The following is a 22120-nucleotide window of genomic DNA, read 5'->3' on the forward strand; positions in this document are numbered from 1 at the left end:
AGCTCGCCGGAGTTTTCCGGCCGTCATCCCTTCAGGCCGCTGCGCGAGACGCCCTGGATGATGTGCCGCTGCGCGAAGACGAACAGGATCAGCACCGGCACACTGGCCAGCACCGCGCCCGCCATGATCACGGGGTAGTCCGTGACGTACGAGCCCTGGAGCAGGCCCAGGCCTGGCGGCAGGGTCAGCTGGTCCGGGCTGAACAGCACGAAGATCGGCCAGAGGAAGTCGTTCCAGTTGGTCAGGAACGACAGCACCGCCAGGGTGGCCAGCGCCGGCTTGGACAGCGGCAGCACCACCTTGTAGAAGATCTGCCACTGGTTGGCGCCGTCCAGGATGGCGGCCTCCTCCAGCTCGTTCGGCAGCGAGATGAAGAACTGCCGCAGGAAGAACACCCCGAACGCGCTGGCCGCACCGGGCACGATCACCACGGTGAGGGTGTCGATCCAGTTGAGCTGGTCGACGATCAGGAAGTTCGGGATGATCAGCGAGGTCGGCGGGATGAACAGCGTCCCGACGATCAGCGCGAAGGTCACCCCGCGCCCGCGGAACTTCATCCGGGCCAGCGCGTACGCGGCCATCGAGGCGGTCACCAGGACCAGCAGCGAGTGCAGCGTGGCGGCCAGCATGCTGTTGAGGAACCAGCGCAGCACCGGGTTCGCCGTGTTGTTCAGGATCTGCTCGTAGCCGTAGCCCGCAATCGGGTTCGGCAACCAGCTCGGCGGGATCTGCTGGGCGGCGGTGTAGGTCTTCAGCGAGGTGATGACCATCCACACCAGCGGGGTCAGGAAGATCAGGGCCAGCGCCACCAGGGTGGCGTAGAGCACGACCCGGCTCGCGGTCGCGGAACCGCGGGCGTCCCGCGTAGGCGTCGTCGTCATGGCGGTCCCCTCAGTCTTCCTTGTAGCGGAAGAGGCGGAAGTTGGCGAGGCTCACGACGGTCAGCATCAGGGCGAACACGATGCTCATGGCGGCGGCCTTACCGGCGTTGTTGTTCCGCAGCCCCGTCTCGACGATGAACCACACCACCGTGCGGGTCTCCGTGCCGGGCGCTCCCTGGGTGATCAGGAACGACTGGCCGAACATGTTCGCCGAGGCGAGCACGGTCGTGGTGATCACGAAGAGCAGCACCGGGCGCAACCCGGGCAGCGTGACGTTGCGGAACCGCTGCCAGGCGCTCGCGCCGTCCATCCGGGCCGCCTCGTACAGCTCCGGAGAGATGTCCTGCAGGCCCGCCAGGTAGATCACCGCGTTGAAGCCGGAGGTCCACCAGACGGTCACCCCGACCAGCGAGATCCAGGCCCACGGCATGTTGGTCACCCAGGGGGTGTCCGCGGGCAGCCCGACCACCCCGAGCAGCCGGTTGACCAGGCCCAGGTTGGCGTCGAGCAGGAACCGCCAGAGCAGGCCGATCACCGCGACGCCCAGCACGTACGGCGCGAAGTAGATCGCCCGGAAGAAGGTCCGACCCGGGAAGGAACGGTTCAGCAGTAGCGCCAGCCCGAGCGGGACGACCACCAGCAGCGGAACCGACAGCACCGTGAAGATCGCGGTGGCGCGGACGCTCTCCCACCAGTCGCCGTAGACGGCGGAGTCGCTGGAGAACAGCTCCTTGTAGTTGTCCAACCCGACGAACGGCCGGTTGGGCAGCTGGAAGTCCCACTGGTGCACGCTGAGCCACAGGCCCAGGATGATCGGCAGCAGGCCGAACACCCCGAACAGGACCAGGTACGGGGCGAGGAAAAGGTACGGCGTCGCCCGTCCGGTCCGGCCCGCCGAAGCGCCCTTGCGGGCACCCTTGGCCGCCGAGGGCGGCGCGTCACCGCGCGCCGCCCCGACCTCGATCACGTCCGCCACGGAGAATCAGCTCCCGTACTTCTTGCGGTTGTCCTCGAGCTGCTTGTTGGCCTTCGCAACACCGTCGTCGAGCGCCTGCTTGGGCGACTTCTTGCCCAGCGCGGCCTCGTTGAAGGAGTTGTAGAAGGTCGTCATGACCTCGCCCAGACCCGGAGCCGCCGGCGGGAAGGCCGCGTACTCCAGCTCGGGGGCGAGCGACGAGATCTCCGGCAGCGCCTTGAACTCGGCGCCCTCACGGACCTCCTTGCGGGCCGGGATCTGGCCGCCCTTGGCCCAGTCCAGCGAGTGCTCGCTGAGCCAGTTGATGAAGACCTTCGCCCCGGAGACCTTGTTGGCGTCGTTGGCCCGCTGCTTCACGATGGTGAAGTTGTGCGAGTTGGCCCACGCGGCCGGCTTGCTGCCGATCTGCGGGAGCGGCGCGACGCCCCACTGGACCTCGGGGCTCTTCTTGAGGTCGTTGATCTGCCAGATGCCGTTCCAGTTGAACGCGTTCTTGCCGCTCTTGAACGCCAGGTAGTCGGCGTCCTGGCCGACGTTGGCCGGCGAGAAGCCCTGCTTGATCATGTCGACCAGCCAGGTGCAGGCCTCGACGGCCGGGTCCGAGTTGAACGTGGCCTTGGCCACCTCGGCGTCGAACAGCGTGCCGCCCCACTGGTTCAGCAGCGAGTAGAAGGTCATGCCGCCGGTGAACTGGAACGGGCTGACCCAGAAGCCCTGCACGCCGGCCTTTTTCAGCTCGGTCAGCGCGGCGGTGTACTCGTCCTTGGTCGTCGGCGGCTTGTTCGGGTCCAGGCCGGCCTTCTGCATGACGGCCTTGTTGTAGTAGAAGCCCATCGGGTGCATGTCCAGCGGGATGCCGTACCGCTTGTTGTTGTAGATCCCGCCCTTCCACACCGTGGGGGCGAAGTCGCCCTCGGAGAGCTCCAGGGTCTTGGCCACGTCGTCCAGCTCGGTGATCACGCCGCGGGCGGCGAAGGTGGCGAGCTGGTCCATGTGCATGACCGCGATGTCCGGGCCGTTGCCGCTGGAGGCCGCACCGGGGAGCTTGTTGTAGTAGTCCTCCCACTGGTACGTGGCGATCGTCACCGCGATGTTCTTGTGCTCGGTGTTGAACTGGTTGACCAGCGCCTTGAAGATGTCGCCGTCACCACCGGTGAACCCGTTCCACAGCTTCAGGTCCACCTTGGGGCCCGTGTACTCCTTGCCACCGTTTCCGGCGGCCGGCCCCGAGCTCTCGTCGCCACCGCCGCAGCCGGCGAGGGTCAGCGAGGCCGCGGCACCGAGACCGAGACCGAGACCGAGCAGGCGCCGCCGGCTCATTTCGTTCTGGATCATGCTGGTATCTCTCCTTGGGGGGACGGAATTGAATTGTGCCTGGTCAAACCCGGTACGACATCAGGCGCCGGCCGGGCCGAAGCGCAGCACGTTCCAGGAGACGGCGGGCAGGCGCACGGAGCACCGGCCACCGTCCGGGGTGGGGGTGGGCAGTTCCCGAGGCGTCACCCGGTCGGGGTCGGCCTCGGTGTTGATCGCCGTCGGGTCGGACCCGGCGGCGAGGCTGAGGAAGGACAGACCCGACATGCCCGGCAGGCCGCGCAGGTCCAGGTCGAGGGGGAGATCCTCGGTGCCACGGTTGACCGCGAAGACGGTCAGCTCGCCGGTCTCCTCGTCGTGCACGGCGACGGTGTCGAGCACCGGCACGTCCCCGTACTTCTTGGTCTCGTAGTTCGGCGACACCGGCTCGGTGCGCAGGACCGTGCCCCGGGCGTACCGGGCGGTCAGCGCGAACGGGTGGAAGATGCTCTGCCGCCAGGCCGGGCCGCCGTTGCGGGTGCGGATCGGCGCGATCACGTTGGCCAGCTGGGCCTGGGCGGCCACACCGACCCGGTCCGCGTGCCGGAGCAGGGTGATCAGCAGGTCACCGACCACCACGGCGTCCACCGCGGTGAAGTTGTCCTCGATCAGGGCCGGAGCCTCGACCCAGCCGCGGCGGTCCAGGTCGGCCTGGAGGCGGGACTCGTACCAGACGTTCCACTCGTCGAACGAGATCTTCAGCTTGCGCTTGTGGCGCTGCTTGGCCGCGACGTGGTCGGCGGTCGCCACCACCTCGGTGATGAAGTTGTCCATGTCGACGGCCGACGCCAGGATGCTGGCCTGGTCGCCGTCGGACGGGTCGTAGTAGGTGTGCGCCGAGATGTAGTCGACGTGCTCGTAGGTGTGCTCCAGGACGGTGGCCTCCCACGCGGCGAAGGTGGGCATCCGCCGGTTGGAGCTGCCGCAGGCGATCAGGCTGATCGACGGGTCGATCATCTTCATCGCCCGGGCGGCCTCGGCGGCCAGCCGGCCGTACTCGTCGGCGGTCTTGTGGCCGACCTGCCACGGGCCGTCCATCTCGTTGCCCAGGCACCACAGTCGCACCCCGTACGGGTCCTCCGCGCCGTGCTTGCGCCGCAGGTCGGACAGTGCGGTGCCGCCCGGGTGGTTCGAGTACTCGAGCAGGTCCAGCGCCTCCTGGACGCCGCGGGTGCCAAGGTTCACCGCCATCATCGGCTCGACGCCGGCCTCGGCGGCCCAGGTCATGAACTCGTCCAGCCCGAACGCGTTGGTTTCGATCGTCTTCCAGGCCAGGTCGAGCCGGCGCGGCCGGTCGCCGACCGGGCCCACCCCGTCCTCCCAGCGGTAGCCGGAGACGAAGTTGCCGCCGGGGTAGCGGACCACCGAGACGCCCAGCTCCCGGGTCAGCTCCAGGACGTCGCCACGCAGCCCACGGGAGTCGGCGGTGGGGTGGCCGGGCTCGTAGATCCCACCGTAGACGCACCGCCCCATGTGCTCGACGAAGGAGCCGAAGAGACGTCGGTCGGCCGGTCCGATCGCGAAGGCCGGGTCGATCGTCAACTGCGCGGTCCGCAAGGGGTGCCACCTTTCCTCATTGCCAGGTGCCGGGCGCGGTGACCGCAGTCACCGGTCCCCCGGTATACATGGTTTCTACAACGTTGTAGGCAACGTTGTAAAGGGCTGGTGACGCGGTAGGGTGCGGAGTGTTACATCGGGGAGGTTGCGGAGTGCGACACAGGCTCAAGGACGTGGCCGAACGGGCCGGAGTGTCGGTAAAGACCGTCTCCAACGTCGTCAACGGGTACGTGCACGTCCGGCCGGACACCCGGGCCCGCGTGGAGGAGGCGATCGCCGAGCTCAACTACCGGCCCAACCTCTCCGCGCGCAACCTGCGCAAGGGCCGCACGGGCGTGATCGCGCTGGCCGTACCGGAACTGGACATCCCGTACTTCGCCGAGCTGGCCCGCTACGTGGTCACCGCCGCCGCCGAGTTCGGCTGGACGGTGCTGATCGACCAGACCGGCGGTGGCCGGGAGCAGGAGCGGGTGGTGGCCTCCGGCATCACCGACCACCTGATCGACGGTCTGATCTTCAGTCCACTGGCGCTCACCGCGGAGGACCTGGCCGGCCTGGACGGCACCCCGATGGTGCTGCTCGGCGAACGGGTCGACCACGGCCCCGCCGACCACGTGGTCATCGACAACGTGGCCGCGGCCCGGGAGATCACCACCCACCTGATCCGGCTCGGCCGTCGCCGCATCGCCGCCATCGGCTCGCAACGCACCCCGGAGGGGGCCAGCGCCCGGCTCCGGCTCACCGGCTACGCCGACGCGCTGATCGGGGCCGGCCTGGGCTACGACGAGGCGCTGGTGGCGCCCGCGCCGGCCTGGCACCGCGCCGACGGCGCGGCCGCGATGCGCGGCCTGCTCGACTCCGGGGTACGCCCCGACGCTGTCTTCTGCTTCAACGACACCCTCGCCCTGGGCGCCCTGCGCGCCCTGCACGAGGCCGGTTTGCGGGTGCCCGAGGACGTCGCGGTGGTCGGGTTCGACGACATCGAGGATGGGCGCTTCTCGATCCCCACCCTCACGACGGTGGCCCCGGACAAGGCCCAGATCGCGAGGCTGGCCGTCGAGCTGCTCGCCGAGCGTCTGGAGGGTGACCGCAGCGCCCCCGCCCGCGAACTCTCGGCCCCCTACCGCCTGGAACTACGCGAGAGCACGCAACCCACCCCCTGATCCGCCCCTCCACCGTGCGCCCTCCTCGTCGATCATGAGGTTTCCGGCATTTCGGGGCCGGGGTGGTCGATCAGTCGAAGAAGCGGGCGAGGTGGGACGGGGGTGGGGGGTCGGCGTCGGCTGGCAGGGGGGTGAGGTCGGCGAAGATGGAGGCGCCGTCGCAGCCGGCGTGCAGCGGATACCAGCGCGGGGTGCCGGGCGGGCGTTGCAGGCAGACCCCCTTGACCGTCTGTACGTCCAGCAGCCGCACGTGCGTTGGGTCGGCCACCGCGTTGACGTGCCCCCACCACGGGCTCATCACGTGCAGCACACCACCCGGGCGCAGCACCCGGTGGCACTCGTCGACCAGCGGCAGGAAATCGATCAGGTGCTCCAGGATGTGCACGGCGAACAGCACGTCCACCGAATCGTCGGCCAGCGGGAGCGACCCGGAGAGGTCCGCGACCGCGTCCACGCCCGGCGCCGGGAAGATGTCCAGGCCCAGGTTGCCCGGCCACTGCTTGGTGGCCCCGCAACCCAGGTCCACCACCACCGGCTCCCGGCCGCCGACCCCCACCCGGCACCAGACACCCAGCACGCCGGCCAGCCGACCCACCAGGTCCCGGACCAGCCGCAGCTGAGCCGGCTTCGTGACCTCCCCACTCAGGTGGGCCACCCCCCGGTCGAACCGCACCTCGACCGCCAGGGGGCGTAGCCGGTCGTCGTGCCGGACCTGGTCCGCCCACGCCTCGGCGAGGAAATCATCGATCGCCCGCAGCCGGTCGGCCGAGGGCGGCGTCTGTGCCAACGCGACCATGCGGGCCACCTCCCGCCGCGCGTTACCCGCAACCGCGCCCGATATGCCCGCTCGCGACGGGTCAGCCGGAGATGGTGCGGCGACCGGGGCGGCCGCCGCCGCGCATCCGCTGCCGGGGCGGCGGAGCGGCGGGCTTGGGGCGTTTGAGGTGGTAGCGGTGCAGCTCGTTGTTGCCGGGCAGGGACGGGTCCTCGCTCATCGCGACCAGTTCCCAGCCCTGGTCGCCGGCCCGGTTCAGGTGGGCGAGCGCGGTGTCGCCGTACGGCGTCACTTCGACCATCGAGCCGTCCGGGCCGTACCAGACGAAGACGACCTCCCAGCCGAGGTCGTTGGTCGCCGCCTGGCGGCGGCGGACCAGCAGCGCGTACTCCCACTTGAGCATGGGGTCATTCTCACCCCGCCGCGGCCCGCCGGCACGGATCAGTCCTCGGCGATCCGTCCGGCGTCGACCCGCAGTCGGCGGTTGGTCTCGATGGCAGCCAGCATCCGCCGGTCGTGGGTGACCAGCAGCAGCGTGCCCGGGTAGCTGGCCAGCGCCGACTCCAGCTGCTCGATCGCGGCCAGGTCCAGGTGGTTGGTCGGCTCGTCGAGCACCAGCAGGTTGACCCCGCGCCCCTGGAGCAGTGCCAGTGCCGCCCGGGCCCGCTCGCCGGGGGAGAGGGTGATCGCCGGCCGCGGCACGTGCGCCGCGCGCAGGCCGAACTTGGCCAGCAGGGTCCGCGCGTCCGCCGGCGACATCTCCGGTACGGCGGCCTGGAACGCGTCGATCAGCGGCGCGTCGCCCAGGAAGAGCCCACGGGCCTGGTCCACCTCGCCGACCACCACGCCGGGGCCGAGCGAGGCGGTGCCCTCGTCCAGCGGCAGCCGGCCGAGCAGGGCCGCGAGCAGGGTGGTCTTGCCCGACCCGTTGGCGCCGGTCACCGCCACCCGGTCCGCCCAGTCGATCTGGAGGTCCACCGGCCCGAGGGTGAAGCCGCCCCGGCGTACCACCGCGTTTCGGAGGGTGGCCACCACGGCCCCGGCGCGGGGCGCGGCAGCGATCTCCATCCGCAGCTCCCACTCCTTGCGCGGCTCCTCGACCACCTCCAGCCGCTCGATCAGCCGCTCGGTCTGCTTGGCCTTGGACGCCTGCTTCTCGGTCGCCTCGCTGCGGAACTTCCGGCCGATCTTGTCGTTGTCGGTGGCCTTCCGCCGGGCGTTCTTGACGCCCTTCTCCATCCAGGAGCGCTGGGTCCGGGCCCGCGCCTCCAGGCCGGCCCGGGTGTCGGCGTACTCCTCGAAGTCGGCGCGGGCGTGCCGGCGGGCCACCTCGCGCTCCTCCAGGTAGGCCGCGTAGCCACCGCCGTAGTGGTTCACCTGCTGCTGCGCCAGGTCCAGCTCCAGCACCCGGGTCACCGTGCGGGTGAGGAACTCCCGGTCGTGGCTGACCAGCACCGTCCCGGCCCGCAGGCCGGTGACGAACTCCTCCAGCCGCTCCAGCCCGGCCAGGTCCAGGTCGTTGGTCGGCTCGTCGAGCAGGAACACGTCGTAGCGGCTGAGCAGCAGCGACGCCAGCCCGGCGCGGGCCGCCTGGCCGCCGGAGAGCCCGGTCATCGGGTGATCCAGGTCGACCGCGAGCCCCAGGTCGGCACTCACCTGCTCGGCCCGCTCGTCCAGGTCCGCCCCGCCCAGGGTGAGCCAGCGCTCCAGGGCATCGGCGTACGCGTCGTCGGAGCCGGCCGCGCCGACGGTGAGCGCCTCGGTGGCCGCGTCCAGCGCCGCCTGCGCGCCGGTCACGCCGGTCCGCCGGGCCAGGAAGTCGCGCACCGTCTCGCCCGGGCGCCGCTCCGGTTCCTGCGGCAGGTGCCCGACGCTCGCGGTGGGCGGGCTCAGCGTGACCGTGCCGGCCTCCACCGGCAACAGCCCGGCGAGGGTACGCAACAGCGTCGACTTGCCGGCGCCGTTCGGCCCGACCAGGCCGACCACGTCGCCGGGGGCGACGACGAGGTCCAGCCCGGCGAAGAGGGGTCGGTCGCCGTGCCCGGCGGCAAGATCCTTGACGATCATCGTGGCGCTCATCAGGACGGGAGCCTATCCGGCCGCCGGCATGCAGCCGACGTGCACGGGGCAGACTCAGGGTCGTGGTGACCACACTGGCGATCGACTGTGGCGGCGGCGGCATCAAGGCGTCGGTGCTCGACGAGGCCGGCACGATGCGGGCCCGGCCGATGCGCGTGCCGACCCCGTACCCGCTGCCGCCCGCGCTGTTCGTCAAGACCCTGCTCGACCTGGGTGGGCGGCTGCCGGCGGCGGACCGGCTGACGGTCGGAATGCCGGGAATGATCCGGCACGGTGTGGTGGTGGCCACCCCGCACTACGTCACCCGGGCCGGGCCACGTACCCGGGTCGATCCGGACCTGCTCGCCGAGTGGTCCGGCTGGGACGCGCGGGGCGCGCTGGCCGAGGCGTTCGGGGTGCCGGCGCTGGTGCTCAACGACGCCGAGGTGCACGGGGCCGGGGTGGTCGCCGGGACCGGCTGCGAGCTGGTGCTGACCCTGGGCACCGGGCTGGGCAGCGCACTCTTCGACGGCGGGGTGCTCGCGCCGCACCTGGAGCTGTCCCACGCGCCGGTGCGTTGGGGCACCACCTACGACACGTACGTGGGTGAGCCGGAGCGGCGGCGGCTCGGCGACGCCTTCTGGTCCCGCCGGATTCGGCAGGTGGTGGACGGTTTGCGCCCGGTGTTCCGGTGGGACCGGCTCTACCTGGGCGGGGGCAACTCGCGGCTGATCCGCCCCGAACAGCTGGCCCGGATGGGCGACGATGTGGTGGTGGTGCCGAACACCGCCGGGATCGTCGGCGGCGTCCGCGCCTGGGAGTTGGCCGCCAGCCACCGCGACGCCCGGACCTGACCGATCGGGCCGGCCCTGGCCCTGCACGACTCGGGGAACAGTCGCCATCCGGCCGGTGTTGTGCCAGCGTCGGAGTGGAGACGGCGCGAACCCGAGGAGGTGGGCAGATGGATCTTCTGGCGGACTACCGGCGGGCGACCATGTTCTTCGAGACCGGCGACCCGACCGGAGCGGCCCGACTGCTGGAGCCGATCGTGGACGCCGAGCCCGGCAACGCTGCGGTACGGCAACTGCTGGCCCGCGCGTACTTCCAGTCGGCCCAGCTCAACCGGGCCGAGGAGCAGCTCCGCGAGCTGGTCGACCGGGACCCGAGCGACCACTACGCGCACCACGTGCTGGGCCGGACGCTGGAGCGGATGAACCGCCCCACGGACGCGCTGCGGCACCTGCGCATCGCCGCCGCCATGTACGCGGCCAACGACGACTACCGGATCGCGCTGGAGCGGGTGGAGTCCCGCCTCGGCGGCGCTCGTTGAGCGTGTCGGTGAGCGGGCGGCCCTTCGGGGCCGCCCTTCGTCGTCTGTCGGGCACCGCGCGGCGGGTGCCTAGGATGGCGGGCATGGGACCTGACCGGCCGGCGGGTGCGGCATGAAGCTCAAGCTGGACCTGCACGAGATCTTCAACAAGGGCCAGGACATCGACCGCGCGCTGCGCGGGATCATGGACGAGGCGGTGGCGAAGAAGGCCACCCTCGTGGAGATCATTCCGGGAAAGGGATCGGGTCAGCTCAAGAAGCGGGTCCTGCGGTTCCTGGACCAGAAGGACGTCAAGCAGCTCTACCACCGGGTGGAGAAGGACTCCAAGAACTTCGGCCGGCTCTTTGTGCACTTCCGCTGGAAGTAGAAGCTGCGGCTTCCCGACCTCCCGCACTATCCCTGGCCTGGCCTCTGAACTGCGGAAACGCCTTCCGTCGGTTTCTCCTCAGGGCTGGCACGGGCACGTCGCGTAGCAAAGGCCTCGGCACGCAGGAGAGCCGGCGCTGCCCATGCGCTGCATCTCGTGCGCGCCGACGTCACCGCTCTGGACTGTGTACCGCTGTGGGAGCAGTGGGATGGCGGGTTCCCGCCGTCGGCCCGCCACCCCGGATGGTGGGCCGACGGCGGGTCAGTTCGAGCCCGCCGGAGACTTTTCGAACGCCTCGGCCAACGGGCCATCGGCTCGGCGAAGGGTGTTCATCGCCCGGCTGGCTCGGCTCTTCACCGTGCCGGTCGAGCAGTTCAGCATGTCGGCGATCTCCTGCTCGCTGAGCCCGGCCCAGTACCGCAGCACCAGTACCACTCGCTGCTGGGCGGGCAGTCCCCGCAGCGCGTTGAGCACAAGCCGAGCGGTGTCGAAGGGCTCGTAGGGGTCGGCCGCCCGCCGATCCGGCAGCTCCGCGGTGGGGATCTCCCGGCGCCACAGCCGCCGTCCGGCCCGCCAAGCCGCCCGCACCATCACCTGTCGGGTGTACGCGTCGGGGTCGCCGTCCGGGTGCAGCCGGTGCCAGGCACGGTACGTCTTGACCAGGGCCTCCTGCGCGAGGTCTTCACCGTGTCCGTGGTCTCCGGTCAGCAGGGTGCCGTGTCGGACCAGGCTGGCGTATCGCGCGTTGACAAACCCAGCGAAACCCACCGGACCGGCCGCAGGAGCGCTCACGTCCCCGATCCGGGGGCGAGTAGGGCCCGGACCTCGGCGAGGAACCCGGCTGGCAACCAAACCCGTCCGCCCATGGAGGAGGTGGCGAACGCACAGGCGTCGGTACTGCTGATGGCGATCACCGCCTCAGGCATGCCGGACGGGTAGGTGAGGGTCAGAGTGGCCATGTCCCTGCCGGCGGCCTTCCAGACCGGGGAGAGTTGTTGCGCCGAGGCGCACGGCAGCTCACCATCGTTCACGACCCGGTCCACTCCGCGCAGCCGCTTGAGCACCTTTGCCACCGCGACGGCGTCGGTGGAGTCGAGCCGGTCCTGCTTCGCTCCGGCGAGGATTGCCGTCTGGGCGGAATCGGGCAGGACCAGCCGGCCCGGCGACACCGCCTCGCTGCTGACCGAGCCGAGCAAGGTGTCCAGTTCCCCCGTCGGGGTTTCGACGGTGAGCGCTGCCCCGGCCCAGGGCATGTTGACGTTGAAGGCCGCCCAGCTGGACCGCTTGAACGCGCGGAAGTTGCGGACGTCGTTGTCGGTCAGCCAGGCCGGCTGCCCGCCTGGCAGGATGACCTCGCTGACACCCTCACTGAACCTCGTCGGGGCGCCGAGCGGGTAGGACTGCGGCTGCCAGGGACGGACCTGAATTTGGGCACGGGCATCGCAGTCGCCGCCGGGAGCCCAGTTGGCATTGACCAGAATCGAGCCGGGGGCGATCTCGCAGTCAGTCACCGGCTTACCGCCGTCTCCCTGAACTACCTGCCAGCCGCTCCGGACCTTCAGGATCAGTCCGTTGATCCGCACGTCCGAGTCGGTCACCCTCACGGACACCTTCGGCCGGTCAGGTGGCGTTGCAGCGCCTTTGATCGGCCGTTCACTCGGTAGCGGCGGTGACGTCCGAGCAGTGTCGGTGCTCGGCGACGGGTTCGCGGCAAGCATGCCAGCGCCCGTCCGGTTGGCTGCCACCAAGCCGCCGGTGCCGAGCAGAGCGACCGCGACGGCACTGGCCACGCCAGCCGTGGCCAGGTGTCGGCGACGGCTCGCCCGCCCGCGCCGCAGCACCTCTGACACCGGATCAACAACCCTTGGCCGTGTCTCGGCGGCCGCCGCGTCGAGCAGCGATCGAATCCGCTCAGTCACTTGTGCATACCTCCCGTGGTCGATCTTCCACCTGCCTAAAAGACCCTGGGAAGCAATTGGGTTCCACTGATCCTCTACGTTCCAGCTGGGCCACTACGGCAGCAGCTGTTGACAGTGAAAGTCCCCTGTGAAGGCATCCTGACGTGCCGGTCGATGATCTCTGGTACTTGGGCAAGCGCGGTTCGGACGGCAAGCGGCTACCGTCCAAGCGGCACGGCCGGGGAAAGCGCTGGCGGGTCCGATACGTCGACGACGCCGGCTAGGCCGAGCGAAAGCTGTACCGGGGCAACGCGAAGCTCGGGCACAAAATCACCGCACGGCACGTCACACCGCACCGGGTCACCTCGTCCTCAGGGCAAACGACCACCCTGGAGCGTCCATGTTCGCGGCTTACGTCACGGTCACCATCCTTGCCTCGATCTTCAACGGCATCGCCGCCGTCACCTACCTGATCGGCCACGACTATCCGAAAGCCCAGGCGGACATGAAGCGCGTGCCACGGTCGTGGGTACCGGTGCTGGGCATGTTGCTGGCGGCAGGCTCCCTGGGACTGCTGGCCGGGTTCGCCGTTCCGCTGCTGGGGACACTCGCCGCCGCCGGTCTCGTGCTGTACTTCGTCGGTGCGCTCCTCGCCCACCTGCGGGTTGGTTCCCGCCAGCTGGTGGGTTGGGCCGTGTTCTTCTCCACGGCGGTGGCCGCACTGGCCGTGAACCTGAAATACCACTGGTGATCCGGGGGCGGTGTCCCCAGCGCGTGCCATCATGGCCCGATGACGTGGACCGCCCCCGAGGTGAGCCGTCCCGACGACGTTCTCGTCGCGCCGGAGGCCGACCAGCTTCGTCGTCTCCTCGACTGGCAGCGCGCCACGTTGCTCCACAAGTGCGCGGGCCTCGATGCCGAACAACTGGCACGGACGCCGTTGGCCTTCTCGAACCTCTCGCTGCTCGGTCTCATTCGACACATGGCCAAGGTCGAGCGCACCTGGTTCCGGGTGCTCTTCCGCGGCGAACCGTTGGGCACGCTCTACTCCACGACGGAGTGGCGCGACGCCGACTTCGAGGACATCGACCCGGCGAGCGCCCGATCCGACTACGACCGGCTGGTCGAGGAGACCGACCTGGCACGTCAGGCCGTGGCTGAGGCCGCCATGGGCGACACATTCACCTTCCCCGACGAGGACGTGGCGTCGCTGCGCTACGTCCACCTGCAGATGATCGCCGAGTACGCCCGCCACAACGGGCACGCGGACCTGCTGCGACAGGCCATTGACGGGGCCAGGGGCGTCTGAGGAGCGCGTCGGGGAAGCCCCGACGGGCCGGTGCAGTAGCGTCCGGGCATGGCGACGTTCCTGGTGATCCTGCATCGCAGTGGTCCACGGTGGGACCCGACGCGGCCGATGGAGGAGCAGCCCGACTGGGTCGCGCACGCGTCGTTCATGGATGAGCTCGTCGAGGCGGGCTTCGTCGTCCTGGGTGGGCCACTGGCCGACGAGCACCGCGTGGTGCTCGCCGTCGTCGCCGAGTCGGAGGAGTTCGTCCGCGCCACGCTGGGTCGCGATCCGTGGAGCGGGACGCATCTGCGGGTCGACAGCATCGAGCCGTGGACGATCCGGCTCGGTGGGCGACTGACTCACCGGCCATAGCGAAGGGTGCGTTTCCGATGGTGGACAGAAGCGACGTCGAGGCCGCTGCCGCGCTAGTGGAAGGCCGGGTACGGGAAACTCCCGTGATCGCCGTCGACGGCGGGGACCTGGGCGTGCCGGGGCGGCTCAGCCTGAAGCTCGAACTGCACCAGCACACCGGTTCGTTCAAGCCGCGCGGCGCGTTCAACCGGATGCTCCAGGGGCCGCTGCCCCCGGCGGGGGTGCTGGCCGCGTCCGGCGGCAACCACGGCCTCGCCGTCGCGTACGCGGCCCGCTCGCTGGGCGTGCCCGCGGAGGTTTTCGTCCCGGTCACCTCCTCGCCGGTGAAGGTGCAGCGGCTGGCGGGTCTCGGCGCCCAGGTGCGGCAGGTGGGCCAGCACTACGCCGAGGCGCTGGCGGCGAGCACGCGCCGTGCCGAGGAGACCGGCGCGCTGGTCGTGCACGCGTACGACCAACCGGAGGTGGTGGCCGGCCAGGGCACCGTCGGCCGGGAGCTGGAACGGCAACTGGACGGAGTCGACACCGTCCTGGTGGCGGTCGGGGGCGGCGGCCTGGTGTCCGGGATCGCCAGTTGGTTCGACGGCCGGGTACGCGTCGTCGCCGTCGAGCCCGAGCGGATTCCCACCCTGCACTCCGCCCTGAAGGCGGGGCGTCCGGTCGACATCGAGGTGGGCGGCATCGCGACGGACTCGTTGGGCGCCCGCCGGATCGGCGACATCGCCTTCGAGACGGCGCGCCGGACCGGCGTGCTGTCCGTCCTGGTGCCCGACGAGGCCCTGGTGCGGGCACGTCGCCTGCTCTGGTCGGAGCTGCGCGTCGCCGCCGAGCTGGGTGGGGCGGCGGCCCTGGCCGCGCTGGTCGCCGGCGCGTACGTGCCGCAGGCGGGGGAGCGGGTGGCGCTGATCGTCTGCGGCGGCAACACCGACCCGAGCGACCTGGGCCCCGCCGCGCCGCACTGACCCCGGAGAGCGGCGGCCCGGCGGAGGAAGAACTCCGCCGGGCCGCTCGCCGTCAGATGGGATACGTGCGGGCGACCGCCAGCATCTCGGAGCTGTGCGAGCCGACGACCCCGACGTCCGACGGGCGGGGGCGGAAGCCCGGCAACCCGTCCAGCCCGTCGCTGGCGTCCATCACCCGCAACGCGACCTGACCCGCGCGCGGACGCAGGACCAGCGTGAACTCGATCCCCTCCTGGGGCGGGGCGTGGAACACCACCCCGAAGCCCCACCGGCCGTCGCGCGGCTCGACCGGCACCGGTCGGCCGGCCACCTCGGCCCGCAGCACGGTGGCGGTCGACGTGTCGACGTGCAGGGTGGCCAGCCGGACCGCCCGCTGCGGGGTGAGCCGCAGTCGCAGGGTGCGCTCGCCGCCGGTGGTGGAGTCGGCGAGCGACTCCAGCTTCGGCGCCGGCAGGTTCGCCGCCTGCGCCGGGCCGGCCCGCAGCTCACCGTCGCCCAGCCCCGGGAATTCGTCGCCGACGTCGGTCACCGCGTCCACGTAGCCGGCCGTCCACGGCTGCGGGTCGGTCTCGTGGCTCAGCCAGCGGGCCTGGCCGGTGCCCGCGTCCAGGGCGTACATCAGGTGGGTGGGCGCGGGGTGCGCGGCGTCGAACCGATCCACGGCCAGCCCGGCCCCGGCGAACACCACCGCCGCCAGCGCGGCGGCGCCAGCCGGCAGCACCGCGAGCCGCCGGGCCCGCAGCGCGACCATCCCGCGCTGGCCGCCCGCCTGCGGGTGCAGCAGGTCGACCACCGGCAGCGCGGCCAGCCCGAGCAGCACCGCGACCAGCGCAGCCACCCCGCCCATCGCCATCCCCAGCGCGGGGAAGAGCAGCACGACGGTGGGCAGCAGGATGAGTACGCCGACCGCGCCGGCGGCGGTCAACGCCACCACCGGCCACGGCCCGTCCAGCCGGGTGTTGAGCGCGACCAGCCCGGCGAGCGCGCCGGCCAGCGCCGGCAGGGTGGTGAGGTACGCCCCGCCCGGCACCGCCACGGCCAGCAGCACCCCGAACAGGGCCAGCCAGGCCAGGCCGCCGACGGCCAGCGCGGCCGGGCCGACCCGGCGGCGGGTGAGCGCGTACCAGACGAACACGATGGCGGCGGCGAGCGCCACCACGGCCAGCCGGTACCAGACCGGCCGGTACGGGTCGAGCAGCTCGGCGTAGCCCGGCCGGATCGCGGTGATCGCCGCCCAGAGCAGTTGGGCGGCCAGCGGCGCCGCCACGATCGGCACCAGGGTGAGCCCGAAACCGGCGGCGAGCCGACCGGTGCTGGTCCGGCCCCGCCGGCGGGTCAGCCAGCCCAGCGCGGCCACCGCAACGAGCGCGAGCAGGGCCAGTGGCAGGGTGAGCCAGCCGGGGTAGCGGACCAGGCCGCCGGGCACCGGGAAATAGGTGGCGTCGTGCCCGGAGCGCAGGTCGGTCAAGTCGGTACGGCCGAACTCCCGGGCCAGGCCCAGCGCGTTGTCGCCGTGCTGCTGGAGGCTGCCCCGGTCCAGGGCCGCCGGGGTGTCCAGCGGCGTGTGGTAGATCGCCCCGCCGTCGATGTACGCCGAGTTCAGCCCGACGAAGCGCCGGTCCAGGAAGGCGGTGAAGTCGGTGTCGTTGGGCAGCGCGCGGTAGATCTCCACCGCGAACGAGGTGCCGACCGCGTGCGGGGCGGCCCGGCCGAACACGTCCACCAGCTTCGCGTTGTTCCGGGACGTCTCGAACATGATCACCGGACCGGTGGAGCCGCGCGCCTCCAGATTGAGCACCACCCCGCCGTCGGCGGCCAGCGGATGGCTGGCGGCGAACGCCGACGCGCCGCAGAGGCACGCCTCCTCGGCGTCGGTGAGCACGAAGACGATGTCGTTGCGCGGCCGGGGACCGGTGGTCAGCGCCCGGGCCACCTCCAGGATCGCCGAGGTGCCGGCCGCGTCGTCGTTGCCGCCCGGCCCGGTCTGCACCGAGTCGTAGTGCGCGACCAGGAAGACCCGGCCGGTCGGGTCGGTGCCGGGCAGCCGGGCCACCACGTTGCGTACCCGGGCCAGGGTGGCCCCGCCGGCGGCCCCGCTGAGCTGCCCGGCCTCCGGGGCGACGGTGTCCTGCACCTCGGTGGCCAGGCCGAGCCCGCGCAGCTTCTGCTCCAGGTGCGCGCGGACCTGGTCGTTGGCCGGGCTGCCGGCGACGTGCGACCGGGCGGCGATCACCCGCACGTCCTCGAACGCCCGGCCGGCGCTGAACTCGCCCGGTGGCGCGTCCACCGGCAGCGGCGCCGGGGTGCGCAGGTCCAGCAGGCTGCCGGCGCCGACGGCGACCAGCGCGGCCAGGGCGGCCGCGGCAGCCGCGAGCCGCCGGCGCGGCCGGGCCAGTGCGCGATCGGCGGCGGGTACGCGCGGGCCGGGGCGGACCGGCGTGCCCGCCGGGGCGGGGGTGGGGGGTGCGCCCACGGGAACTCCTCGGGGGTGGGACCAGGGGTGGCATCATCCTGCCCTCCCGCGGCCCCCGGTGGTGCGCCTGGGACACGGGCCGACCAAAGGCCGCCCGGTTTGTCCTCTGGCGGTAGTGATCCGCCCCATCCCCGGCCGCGCCGCGCCCGCCGTGTTGTGTGCGGCCGTTGTGTAATACAGGATCAGCAGGGCACTCGGAAGGAGCCCGACATCACCAGCGACCTCCCGCGACTCGCGGCGGTGACCCGGCCGCACCGGAGGACCGGCCTGGCCGGTTCCTCAGTCGTGCCGTATCCGCACGGTGGTCTGGGGCGACACGCCAACCTGCCGCCGGGCGAGCGACTTCGGGTGCTGCTGGTGGAGGACGACGAGGGCGACGCCTTCCTGGTCAGCGAGCTGCTCGCCGAAACCAACTCGATGATCGAGCTGCTGGTGGCCACCAGCCTCAGCGAGGCACGGCAGCGGGTGACGGGCATCGACTGCGTCCTGCTCGACCTGGGGCTGCCCGACGCGCAGGGCCTGGACGGGCTGCGCCAGGTGCTGGAGATGGCCAGCGGCGCCGCGGTCTGCGTGCTGACCGGCCGCTCCGACGAGCACCTGGGCATCGTCGCGGTGGCCGAGGGCGCGCAGGACTACCTGGTCAAGGGCCAGGTCGACGGCGTGCTGCTGACCCGGGCGCTGCGCTACGCAGTGGAACGCAAGCGCGCCGACGAGAACGCCCGCCGGCTGCGCGAGGTCGAGCTGCGCCAGGCCGAGTCCGCCCGCCTCGAACGCGGCCTGCTGCCCCAGCCGCTGATGACCACTGACGAGGTGGCGGTGCACACCTTCTACCGGCCGGGCCGGCACGCCGCGCTGATCGGCGGGGACTTCTTCGACGTGGTGCAGACCCGCCCCGACCGCCTGGACCTGATCGTCGGCGACGTCTGCGGGCACGGCGTCGACGAGGCCGCGCTCGGCGTCGAGCTGCGGGTGGCCTGGCGGGCGTTGGTGCTCGCCGGGGTGCCCGACGACGAGGTGCTGCCCGCGCTGGAGCAGGTGCTGATGAGCGAGCGCCGGCTCCAGGAGATCTTCGCGACGGTGGCCACCACCCGGCTGGACCTGGACGCCAACCGCGCCACCGTCCGACTGGCCGGGCATCCGCCGCCACTGCTGCTCTCCGGAGGGCGGGTCGTGCCGGTGCCGGCGCCCGGCGGCCTGCTGCTCGGCGTACGACCCCGCCGGCCGATCGCTCACGACCTGGAGTTCGACACCGATGACTGGTCCCTGCTGATGTACACCGACGGCCTGATCGAGGGGCGGGTGGGCGAGGGCGACGAGCGGCTCGACGTGCCGGGGCTCAGCGGGCTGCTCGACGAGCCGGCCAACCGCGAGGTGGCGCTGCCTGAGCTGCCGGCGTGGCTGGTCGGCCGGGCCGAGCAGATCAACGGTGGCCCGCTCGCCGACGACGTGGCCATGCTGCTGGTCAGCCGGGGTGGTGGCCGGTGACGCCGGTGGTCGGCGGCTGGAGTCTGCGCCGCCGGGTCATCACCCTGCTCGTCGTCGTCGGTGTGCTGCTGCTCGGCCTCGCCGCCGCGGAGGGGACGGTGGCCGCGCGCAACCGCACCCAGGTCGACGCCATCCTCAACAAGACCGGCCCGCTGCGGGTGCAGGCGCAGGAGCTGCTCAACGCGCTGCTCGACCAGGAGACGGCGGTCCGCGGCTACGCGGTCAGTGGTGACCCGGCCGACCTGAGCCCGTACCAGGCGGGTGTGAAGCAGGAGCAGGACCGGGTCGCCTCGATGCGGAAGCTGCTCGACGACTATCCCCAGATCGACCAGGAGCTGCGGATCCTCGAGCAGCGCGCCGAGCAGTGGCGGCAGACGGTGGCCGTGCCGGTGGTGAGCACCACCCAGCGCAGCGGCACGGCGGCCGGCCAGGCGCTGATCACCGACCAGGCCCGGCAGCAGTTCGACCAGGTCCGGGCCGCGGTGGAAGGCCTCCAGCAGGAGATCCTCGCCGCCCGGCAGCAGGCCGCCGACGACGTACGCAGCAGCAGCAACCTGCTGGTCGTCCTGCTGATCGTCGCCGCGCTGGTGGTGGTCGTCGCCGGCGGGGTGCTGCTGCTCTCGCTGGACCGGATGGTGATCCGGCCGCTGACCGGGCTGGCCGACCAGGTCCGCGAGGTCGCCGAGGGCGACTACCAGCACGGCATCGCCGTCGTCGGCCCGCCGGAGTTCCTCCAGCTCGGCGAGGACGTGGACGCCATGCGCCGCAAGATCGCCAAGGACCTGGCCGAGGTACGCGAGGCCCGCGAGCGGATCGAGTGGGTCAACGGCCAGCTCCAGAAGCAGGCCGAGGAGCTGACCCGCTCCAACCGCGACCTGGAGCAGTTCGCGTACGTGGCCTCGCACGACCTCCAGGAGCCGCTGCGCAAGGTGGCGAGCTTCTGCCAGCTGCTCCAACGCCGCTACGCGGGGCAGCTCGACGAGCGCGCCGACCAGTACATCGCCTTCGCGGTGGACGGCGCGCAGCGGATGCAGCGGCTGATCAACGACCTGCTGGCGTTCTCCCGGATCGGCCGGCTCACCACGGGCTTCGTCGAGGTCGACCTGAACAAGGTGATGGGCGACGTGGCCGGGCAGACCGAGGCGGCCCGGCAGTACGCCGACGCCGAGCTGACCTGGACCGAGCTGCCGGTGATCCGGGGTGAGGAGCCGCTGCTCACCAACCTGCTGGCGAACCTGGTCAGCAACTCGATCAAGTTCCGCCGTCCGGATGTGCCGCCGAAGGTGCACATCTCGGCCCGGTTGGTGGGCGACGAGTGGGAGATCAGCTGCCAGGACAACGGCATCGGGATCGAGCCCGAGTTCGCCGACAAGATCTTCGTGATCTTCCAGCGGTTGCACTCGAAGGACGCGTACCCCGGCACCGGCATCGGGCTGGCGATCGTCAAGAAGATCGTGGAGTACCACGGCGGCCAGGTCTGGGTGGACACCGACGTGCCGGAGGGCACCGCGATCCGGTTCACCCTGCCGGCGCTCCCCAAGGACGTCGAGGCCGCCGCTGCCGCCGCCGCCCTGGAGTCGCCGGAGGCGGCGACCCCCGCGACGGACGACGCGACCGGCGAGGCCCTGCCGGCGGGCGAGGTTTCCGCCGCACTGCCGGAGCAGTCCACGGGGCCGGACCGGCCGGACCGGGCCGACAACCCGCCGGAAGGCGGTAGAACGGGTGACATGAGGGAGACGGTGGGATGACCGCGCCGGCGGACGGCAAGAGCCCGATCGAGGTCCTGCTGGTCGAGGATGACCCGGGTGACGTGTTGATGACCCAGGAGGCGTTCGAGGAGCACAAGCTCCGCAACCGCCTCACCGTCGTCTCCGACGGCGCCGAGGCACTCGCCTACCTGCGCCGTGAGGATCCGTACGCGGACGCGGTGGCGCCCGACCTGATCCTGCTCGACCTCAACCTGCCCCGCCGGGACGGCCGGGAGGTGCTGGAGGAGATCAAGAAGGACGAGGACCTGCGTCGGATCCCGGTGGTGGTGCTGACCACCTCGCAGGCCGACGAGGACATCCTGCGCAGCTACCAGCTGCACGCCAACGCCTACGTGACCAAGCCTGTCGACTTCGAGCGCTTCATCTCGGTGGTCCGGCAGATCGACGAGTTCTTCGTCAGCGTGGTCAAGCTGCCGCCGCGTGGCTGACACCATGCTCGACGACGTGGGCGACCTGCTGTGGGAGGCCGCCGACCAGGTCGTGCTGCCGCTGTTCCGCAAGCTCGACGAGGCCGACGTGTCGGAGAAGGCACCCGGTGAGGTGGTTACCGTCGCCGACCGCCGGGCCGAGGCGCTGATCTCCGCCCGGCTGCGCCAGCTGCGGCCGGGGTCGATGGTCGTGGGTGAGGAGGGGGTCGCCGACGACCCGGGGTTGCTGCGGCACCTGCGTGGCGGCGGGGACGTCTGGTTGGTCGACCCGGTCGACGGCACCGCCAACTTCGCCGCCGGCCGACGGCCGTTCGCCCTGATGGTGGCTCTGCTGACCGATGGTCGGCCGACCGCCGGGTGGATCCTCGACCCGCTGGCCGGGACGTTGGCAGCCGGCCGGGTCGACGACGGCACCCTGCTCAACGGCCGGCCGGCCGGCGGCGCCGGGCAGGCGCCACCGCTGGGGGAGCTGCGCGGCGCGGCGATGACCCGGTTCCTGCCGCCGGAGTCCCGCGACCGGGTCCGCGCCGGCGGCGAGCGGCTCGGCGAGCTGCTGCCCGGCCAGCACTGCGCCGGTCGGGAGTACCTGGACATCCTCACCGGGGAGCAGCAGTTCGCCCTCTTCTGGCGGACCCTGCCGTGGGACCACGCACCGGGTACGGTGCTGGTCCGCGCGGCCGGTGGCGTCGCCCGTCGCTTCGACGGCACCGACTACCACCCGGCGGACGACGGGCGGGGGCTGCTCGTCGCGGCCAACGAGGAGATCTGGGCCGAGGTCCGGGACGCCCTCCTCGGCGCCTGATCCGCGCGCTCGGCGACCACGGCGACACCCTGCGTCGAACCTCGGCCGCTCGGCCGGTCACCGGGCTGGTCACCGACTTCCGGTCCGGTATCGTGACCGGCGGTCTCCGCCAGCAGGCCGCCGACCGGCGCCGGCGGGGGCCGCCGCCGCGCAGGGATTTCACCGGGGGCCGGCGGTCGACGG

21 protein-coding genes and 1 pseudogene are annotated in these 22120 nt (G+C 71.7%); 12 read left to right on the plus strand and 10 right to left on the minus strand.

The features are described from left to right. Positions 1-23: 23 nt before the first annotated feature. From ACFOW4_RS17105 to ACFOW4_RS17120, 4 genes are read right to left on the minus strand one after another with little or no spacing between them, the layout of a single operon-like run. Positions 24-881, minus strand: a complete 858-nt coding sequence (locus tag ACFOW4_RS17105; RefSeq protein WP_377528798.1) for a carbohydrate ABC transporter permease — start codon at positions 879-881, stop codon at positions 24-26. Between the two features lie 10 nt (positions 882-891). Continuing rightward, positions 892-1857: a carbohydrate ABC transporter permease gene (locus ACFOW4_RS17110; RefSeq protein WP_377528800.1), complete on the minus strand. Its 966-nt coding sequence runs from the start codon at positions 1855-1857 to the stop codon at positions 892-894. A gap of 6 nt (positions 1858-1863) precedes the next feature. Next, positions 1864-3192, minus strand: a complete 1329-nt coding sequence (locus ACFOW4_RS17115) for an ABC transporter substrate-binding protein (RefSeq protein WP_377528802.1) — start codon at positions 3190-3192, stop codon at positions 1864-1866. A 60-nt stretch (positions 3193-3252) separates the two neighbouring features. After that, on the minus strand, positions 3253-4767 hold the full coding sequence (locus ACFOW4_RS17120) for an alpha-N-arabinofuranosidase (protein ID WP_377528804.1): 1515 nt from the start codon (positions 4765-4767) through the stop codon (positions 3253-3255). 152 nt (positions 4768-4919) lie between these two features. Here ACFOW4_RS17120 and ACFOW4_RS17125 point away from each other — a divergent pair, with 152 nt between their 5' ends. Beyond that, on the plus strand, positions 4920-5930 hold the full coding sequence (locus ACFOW4_RS17125; protein WP_377528806.1) for a LacI family DNA-binding transcriptional regulator: 1011 nt from the start codon (positions 4920-4922) through the stop codon (positions 5928-5930). A gap of 70 nt (positions 5931-6000) precedes the next feature. On the opposite strand, the gene ACFOW4_RS17130 is transcribed toward ACFOW4_RS17125, so the two are convergent. The 3 genes and pseudogenes from ACFOW4_RS17130 to ACFOW4_RS17140 form a co-directional block, all read right to left on the minus strand. Next, positions 6001-6726, minus strand: a complete 726-nt coding sequence (locus tag ACFOW4_RS17130; RefSeq protein WP_377528808.1) for a methyltransferase domain-containing protein — start codon at positions 6724-6726, stop codon at positions 6001-6003. Between the two features lie 136 nt (positions 6727-6862). Beyond that, positions 6863-7108: pseudogene (locus ACFOW4_RS17135) on the minus strand (hypothetical protein); the annotation flags it as partial. A 38-nt stretch (positions 7109-7146) separates the two neighbouring features. Beyond that, complete coding sequence (locus ACFOW4_RS17140; protein WP_377528809.1) at positions 7147-8784, minus strand: ABC-F family ATP-binding cassette domain-containing protein; 1638 nt, start codon at positions 8782-8784, stop codon at positions 7147-7149. Between the two features lie 62 nt (positions 8785-8846). On the opposite strand from ACFOW4_RS17140, the gene ACFOW4_RS17145 reads away from it, so the two are divergent. The 3 genes from ACFOW4_RS17145 to ACFOW4_RS17155 all read left to right on the plus strand — a co-directional run bounded on the left by ACFOW4_RS17145 (position 8847) and on the right by ACFOW4_RS17155 (position 10460). Beyond that, positions 8847-9617: an ROK family protein gene (locus ACFOW4_RS17145; protein WP_377528811.1), complete on the plus strand. Its 771-nt coding sequence runs from the start codon at positions 8847-8849 to the stop codon at positions 9615-9617. A 107-nt stretch (positions 9618-9724) separates the two neighbouring features. Next, positions 9725-10093: a tetratricopeptide repeat protein gene (locus ACFOW4_RS17150; protein WP_377528813.1), complete on the plus strand. Its 369-nt coding sequence runs from the start codon at positions 9725-9727 to the stop codon at positions 10091-10093. Positions 10094-10205: 112 nt separating this feature from the next. Then, positions 10206-10460, plus strand: a complete 255-nt coding sequence (locus ACFOW4_RS17155; protein WP_007465523.1) for a Smr/MutS family protein — start codon at positions 10206-10208, stop codon at positions 10458-10460. 261 nt (positions 10461-10721) lie between these two features. On the opposite strand, the gene ACFOW4_RS17160 is transcribed toward ACFOW4_RS17155, so the two are convergent. Together ACFOW4_RS17160 and ACFOW4_RS17165 are read right to left on the minus strand one after the other, a co-directional pair. Continuing rightward, a complete protein-coding gene (locus ACFOW4_RS17160; protein ID WP_377528815.1) occupies positions 10722-11252 on the minus strand; it encodes a SigE family RNA polymerase sigma factor in 531 nt (176 codons plus the stop codon). Then, positions 11249-12379 carry a hypothetical protein gene (locus ACFOW4_RS17165; protein WP_377528817.1) on the minus strand — a complete coding sequence of 377 codons (1131 nt, stop codon included), beginning with the start codon at positions 12377-12379 and terminating at the stop codon, positions 11249-11251. Before ACFOW4_RS17165 ends, ACFOW4_RS17160 begins: the two co-directional genes overlap by 4 nt. A gap of 379 nt (positions 12380-12758) precedes the next feature. On the opposite strand from ACFOW4_RS17165, the gene ACFOW4_RS17170 reads away from it, so the two are divergent. Genes ACFOW4_RS17170 through ACFOW4_RS17185 form a run of 4 tightly spaced genes read left to right on the plus strand, consistent with a single transcriptional unit; the run spans position 12759 to position 14980 of the window. Continuing rightward, positions 12759-13109 (plus strand): DoxX family protein, encoded by a 351-nt coding sequence (locus ACFOW4_RS17170; protein ID WP_377528818.1) that lies wholly within the window; start codon positions 12759-12761, stop codon positions 13107-13109. Positions 13110-13148: 39 nt separating this feature from the next. Next, a complete protein-coding gene (locus ACFOW4_RS17175; RefSeq protein WP_377528821.1) occupies positions 13149-13667 on the plus strand; it encodes a DinB family protein in 519 nt (172 codons plus the stop codon). 48 nt (positions 13668-13715) lie between these two features. Further along, a complete protein-coding gene (locus ACFOW4_RS17180; protein ID WP_377528823.1) occupies positions 13716-14021 on the plus strand; it encodes a hypothetical protein in 306 nt (101 codons plus the stop codon). 17 nt (positions 14022-14038) lie between these two features. Next, positions 14039-14980, plus strand: coding sequence for a threonine/serine dehydratase (locus tag ACFOW4_RS17185; RefSeq protein ID WP_377528824.1), 942 nt, complete (start codon positions 14039-14041; stop codon positions 14978-14980). Positions 14981-15032: 52 nt separating this feature from the next. On the opposite strand, the gene ACFOW4_RS17190 is transcribed toward ACFOW4_RS17185, so the two are convergent. Then, entirely contained in the window at positions 15033-17453 is a 2421-nt protein-coding gene (locus ACFOW4_RS17190) for a M28 family peptidase (protein WP_377528826.1), read from the minus strand. Positions 17454-17738: 285 nt separating this feature from the next. Here ACFOW4_RS17190 and ACFOW4_RS17195 point away from each other — a divergent pair, with 285 nt between their 5' ends. The 4 genes from ACFOW4_RS17195 to ACFOW4_RS17210 are packed head-to-tail and all read left to right on the plus strand — an operon-like array spanning position 17739 to position 21937. Continuing rightward, positions 17739-18938, plus strand: coding sequence for a PP2C family protein-serine/threonine phosphatase (locus tag ACFOW4_RS17195; RefSeq protein WP_377528828.1), 1200 nt, complete (start codon positions 17739-17741; stop codon positions 18936-18938). After that, positions 18935-20686 (plus strand): ATP-binding protein, encoded by a 1752-nt coding sequence (locus ACFOW4_RS17200; RefSeq protein ID WP_377528830.1) that lies wholly within the window; start codon positions 18935-18937, stop codon positions 20684-20686. The genes ACFOW4_RS17195 and ACFOW4_RS17200 overlap by 4 nt, the downstream gene beginning before the upstream one ends. Beyond that, positions 20683-21135: a response regulator gene (locus ACFOW4_RS17205; protein WP_377528832.1), complete on the plus strand. Its 453-nt coding sequence runs from the start codon at positions 20683-20685 to the stop codon at positions 21133-21135. Before ACFOW4_RS17200 ends, ACFOW4_RS17205 begins: the two co-directional genes overlap by 4 nt. After that, positions 21128-21937: an inositol monophosphatase family protein gene (locus tag ACFOW4_RS17210; protein ID WP_377528834.1), complete on the plus strand. Its 810-nt coding sequence runs from the start codon at positions 21128-21130 to the stop codon at positions 21935-21937. The genes ACFOW4_RS17205 and ACFOW4_RS17210 overlap by 8 nt, the downstream gene beginning before the upstream one ends. Positions 21938-22120 lie beyond the last annotated feature (183 nt).

This window comes from Micromonospora sp. GCM10011542, assembly GCF_042650685.1.
GTDB lineage: Bacteria > Actinomycetota > Actinomycetes > Mycobacteriales > Micromonosporaceae > Micromonospora.

Excerpts from the sequence above, each read along its gene's own strand:
- ACFOW4_RS17105 (WP_377528798.1), bottom strand. The coding sequence starts at position 881 with ATGACGACGACGCCTACGCGGGACGCCCGCGGTTCCGCGACCGCGAGC.
- ACFOW4_RS17115 (WP_377528802.1), bottom strand. The coding sequence starts at position 3,192 with ATGATCCAGAACGAAATGAGCCGGCGGCGCCTGCTCGGTCTCGGTCTC.
- ACFOW4_RS17180 (WP_377528823.1), top strand. The coding sequence starts at position 13,716 with ATGGCGACGTTCCTGGTGATCCTGCATCGCAGTGGTCCACGGTGGGAC.
- ACFOW4_RS17175 (WP_377528821.1), top strand. The coding sequence starts at position 13,149 with ATGACGTGGACCGCCCCCGAGGTGAGCCGTCCCGACGACGTTCTCGTC.
- ACFOW4_RS17185 (WP_377528824.1), top strand. The coding sequence starts at position 14,039 with ATGGTGGACAGAAGCGACGTCGAGGCCGCTGCCGCGCTAGTGGAAGGC.
- ACFOW4_RS17130 (WP_377528808.1), bottom strand. The coding sequence starts at position 6,726 with ATGGTCGCGTTGGCACAGACGCCGCCCTCGGCCGACCGGCTGCGGGCG.
- ACFOW4_RS17155 (WP_007465523.1), top strand. The coding sequence starts at position 10,206 with ATGAAGCTCAAGCTGGACCTGCACGAGATCTTCAACAAGGGCCAGGAC.
- ACFOW4_RS17140 (WP_377528809.1), bottom strand. The coding sequence starts at position 8,784 with ATGAGCGCCACGATGATCGTCAAGGATCTTGCCGCCGGGCACGGCGAC.
- ACFOW4_RS17170 (WP_377528818.1), top strand. The coding sequence starts at position 12,759 with ATGTTCGCGGCTTACGTCACGGTCACCATCCTTGCCTCGATCTTCAAC.
- ACFOW4_RS17150 (WP_377528813.1), top strand. The coding sequence starts at position 9,725 with ATGGATCTTCTGGCGGACTACCGGCGGGCGACCATGTTCTTCGAGACC.
- ACFOW4_RS17205 (WP_377528832.1), top strand. The coding sequence starts at position 20,683 with ATGACCGCGCCGGCGGACGGCAAGAGCCCGATCGAGGTCCTGCTGGTC.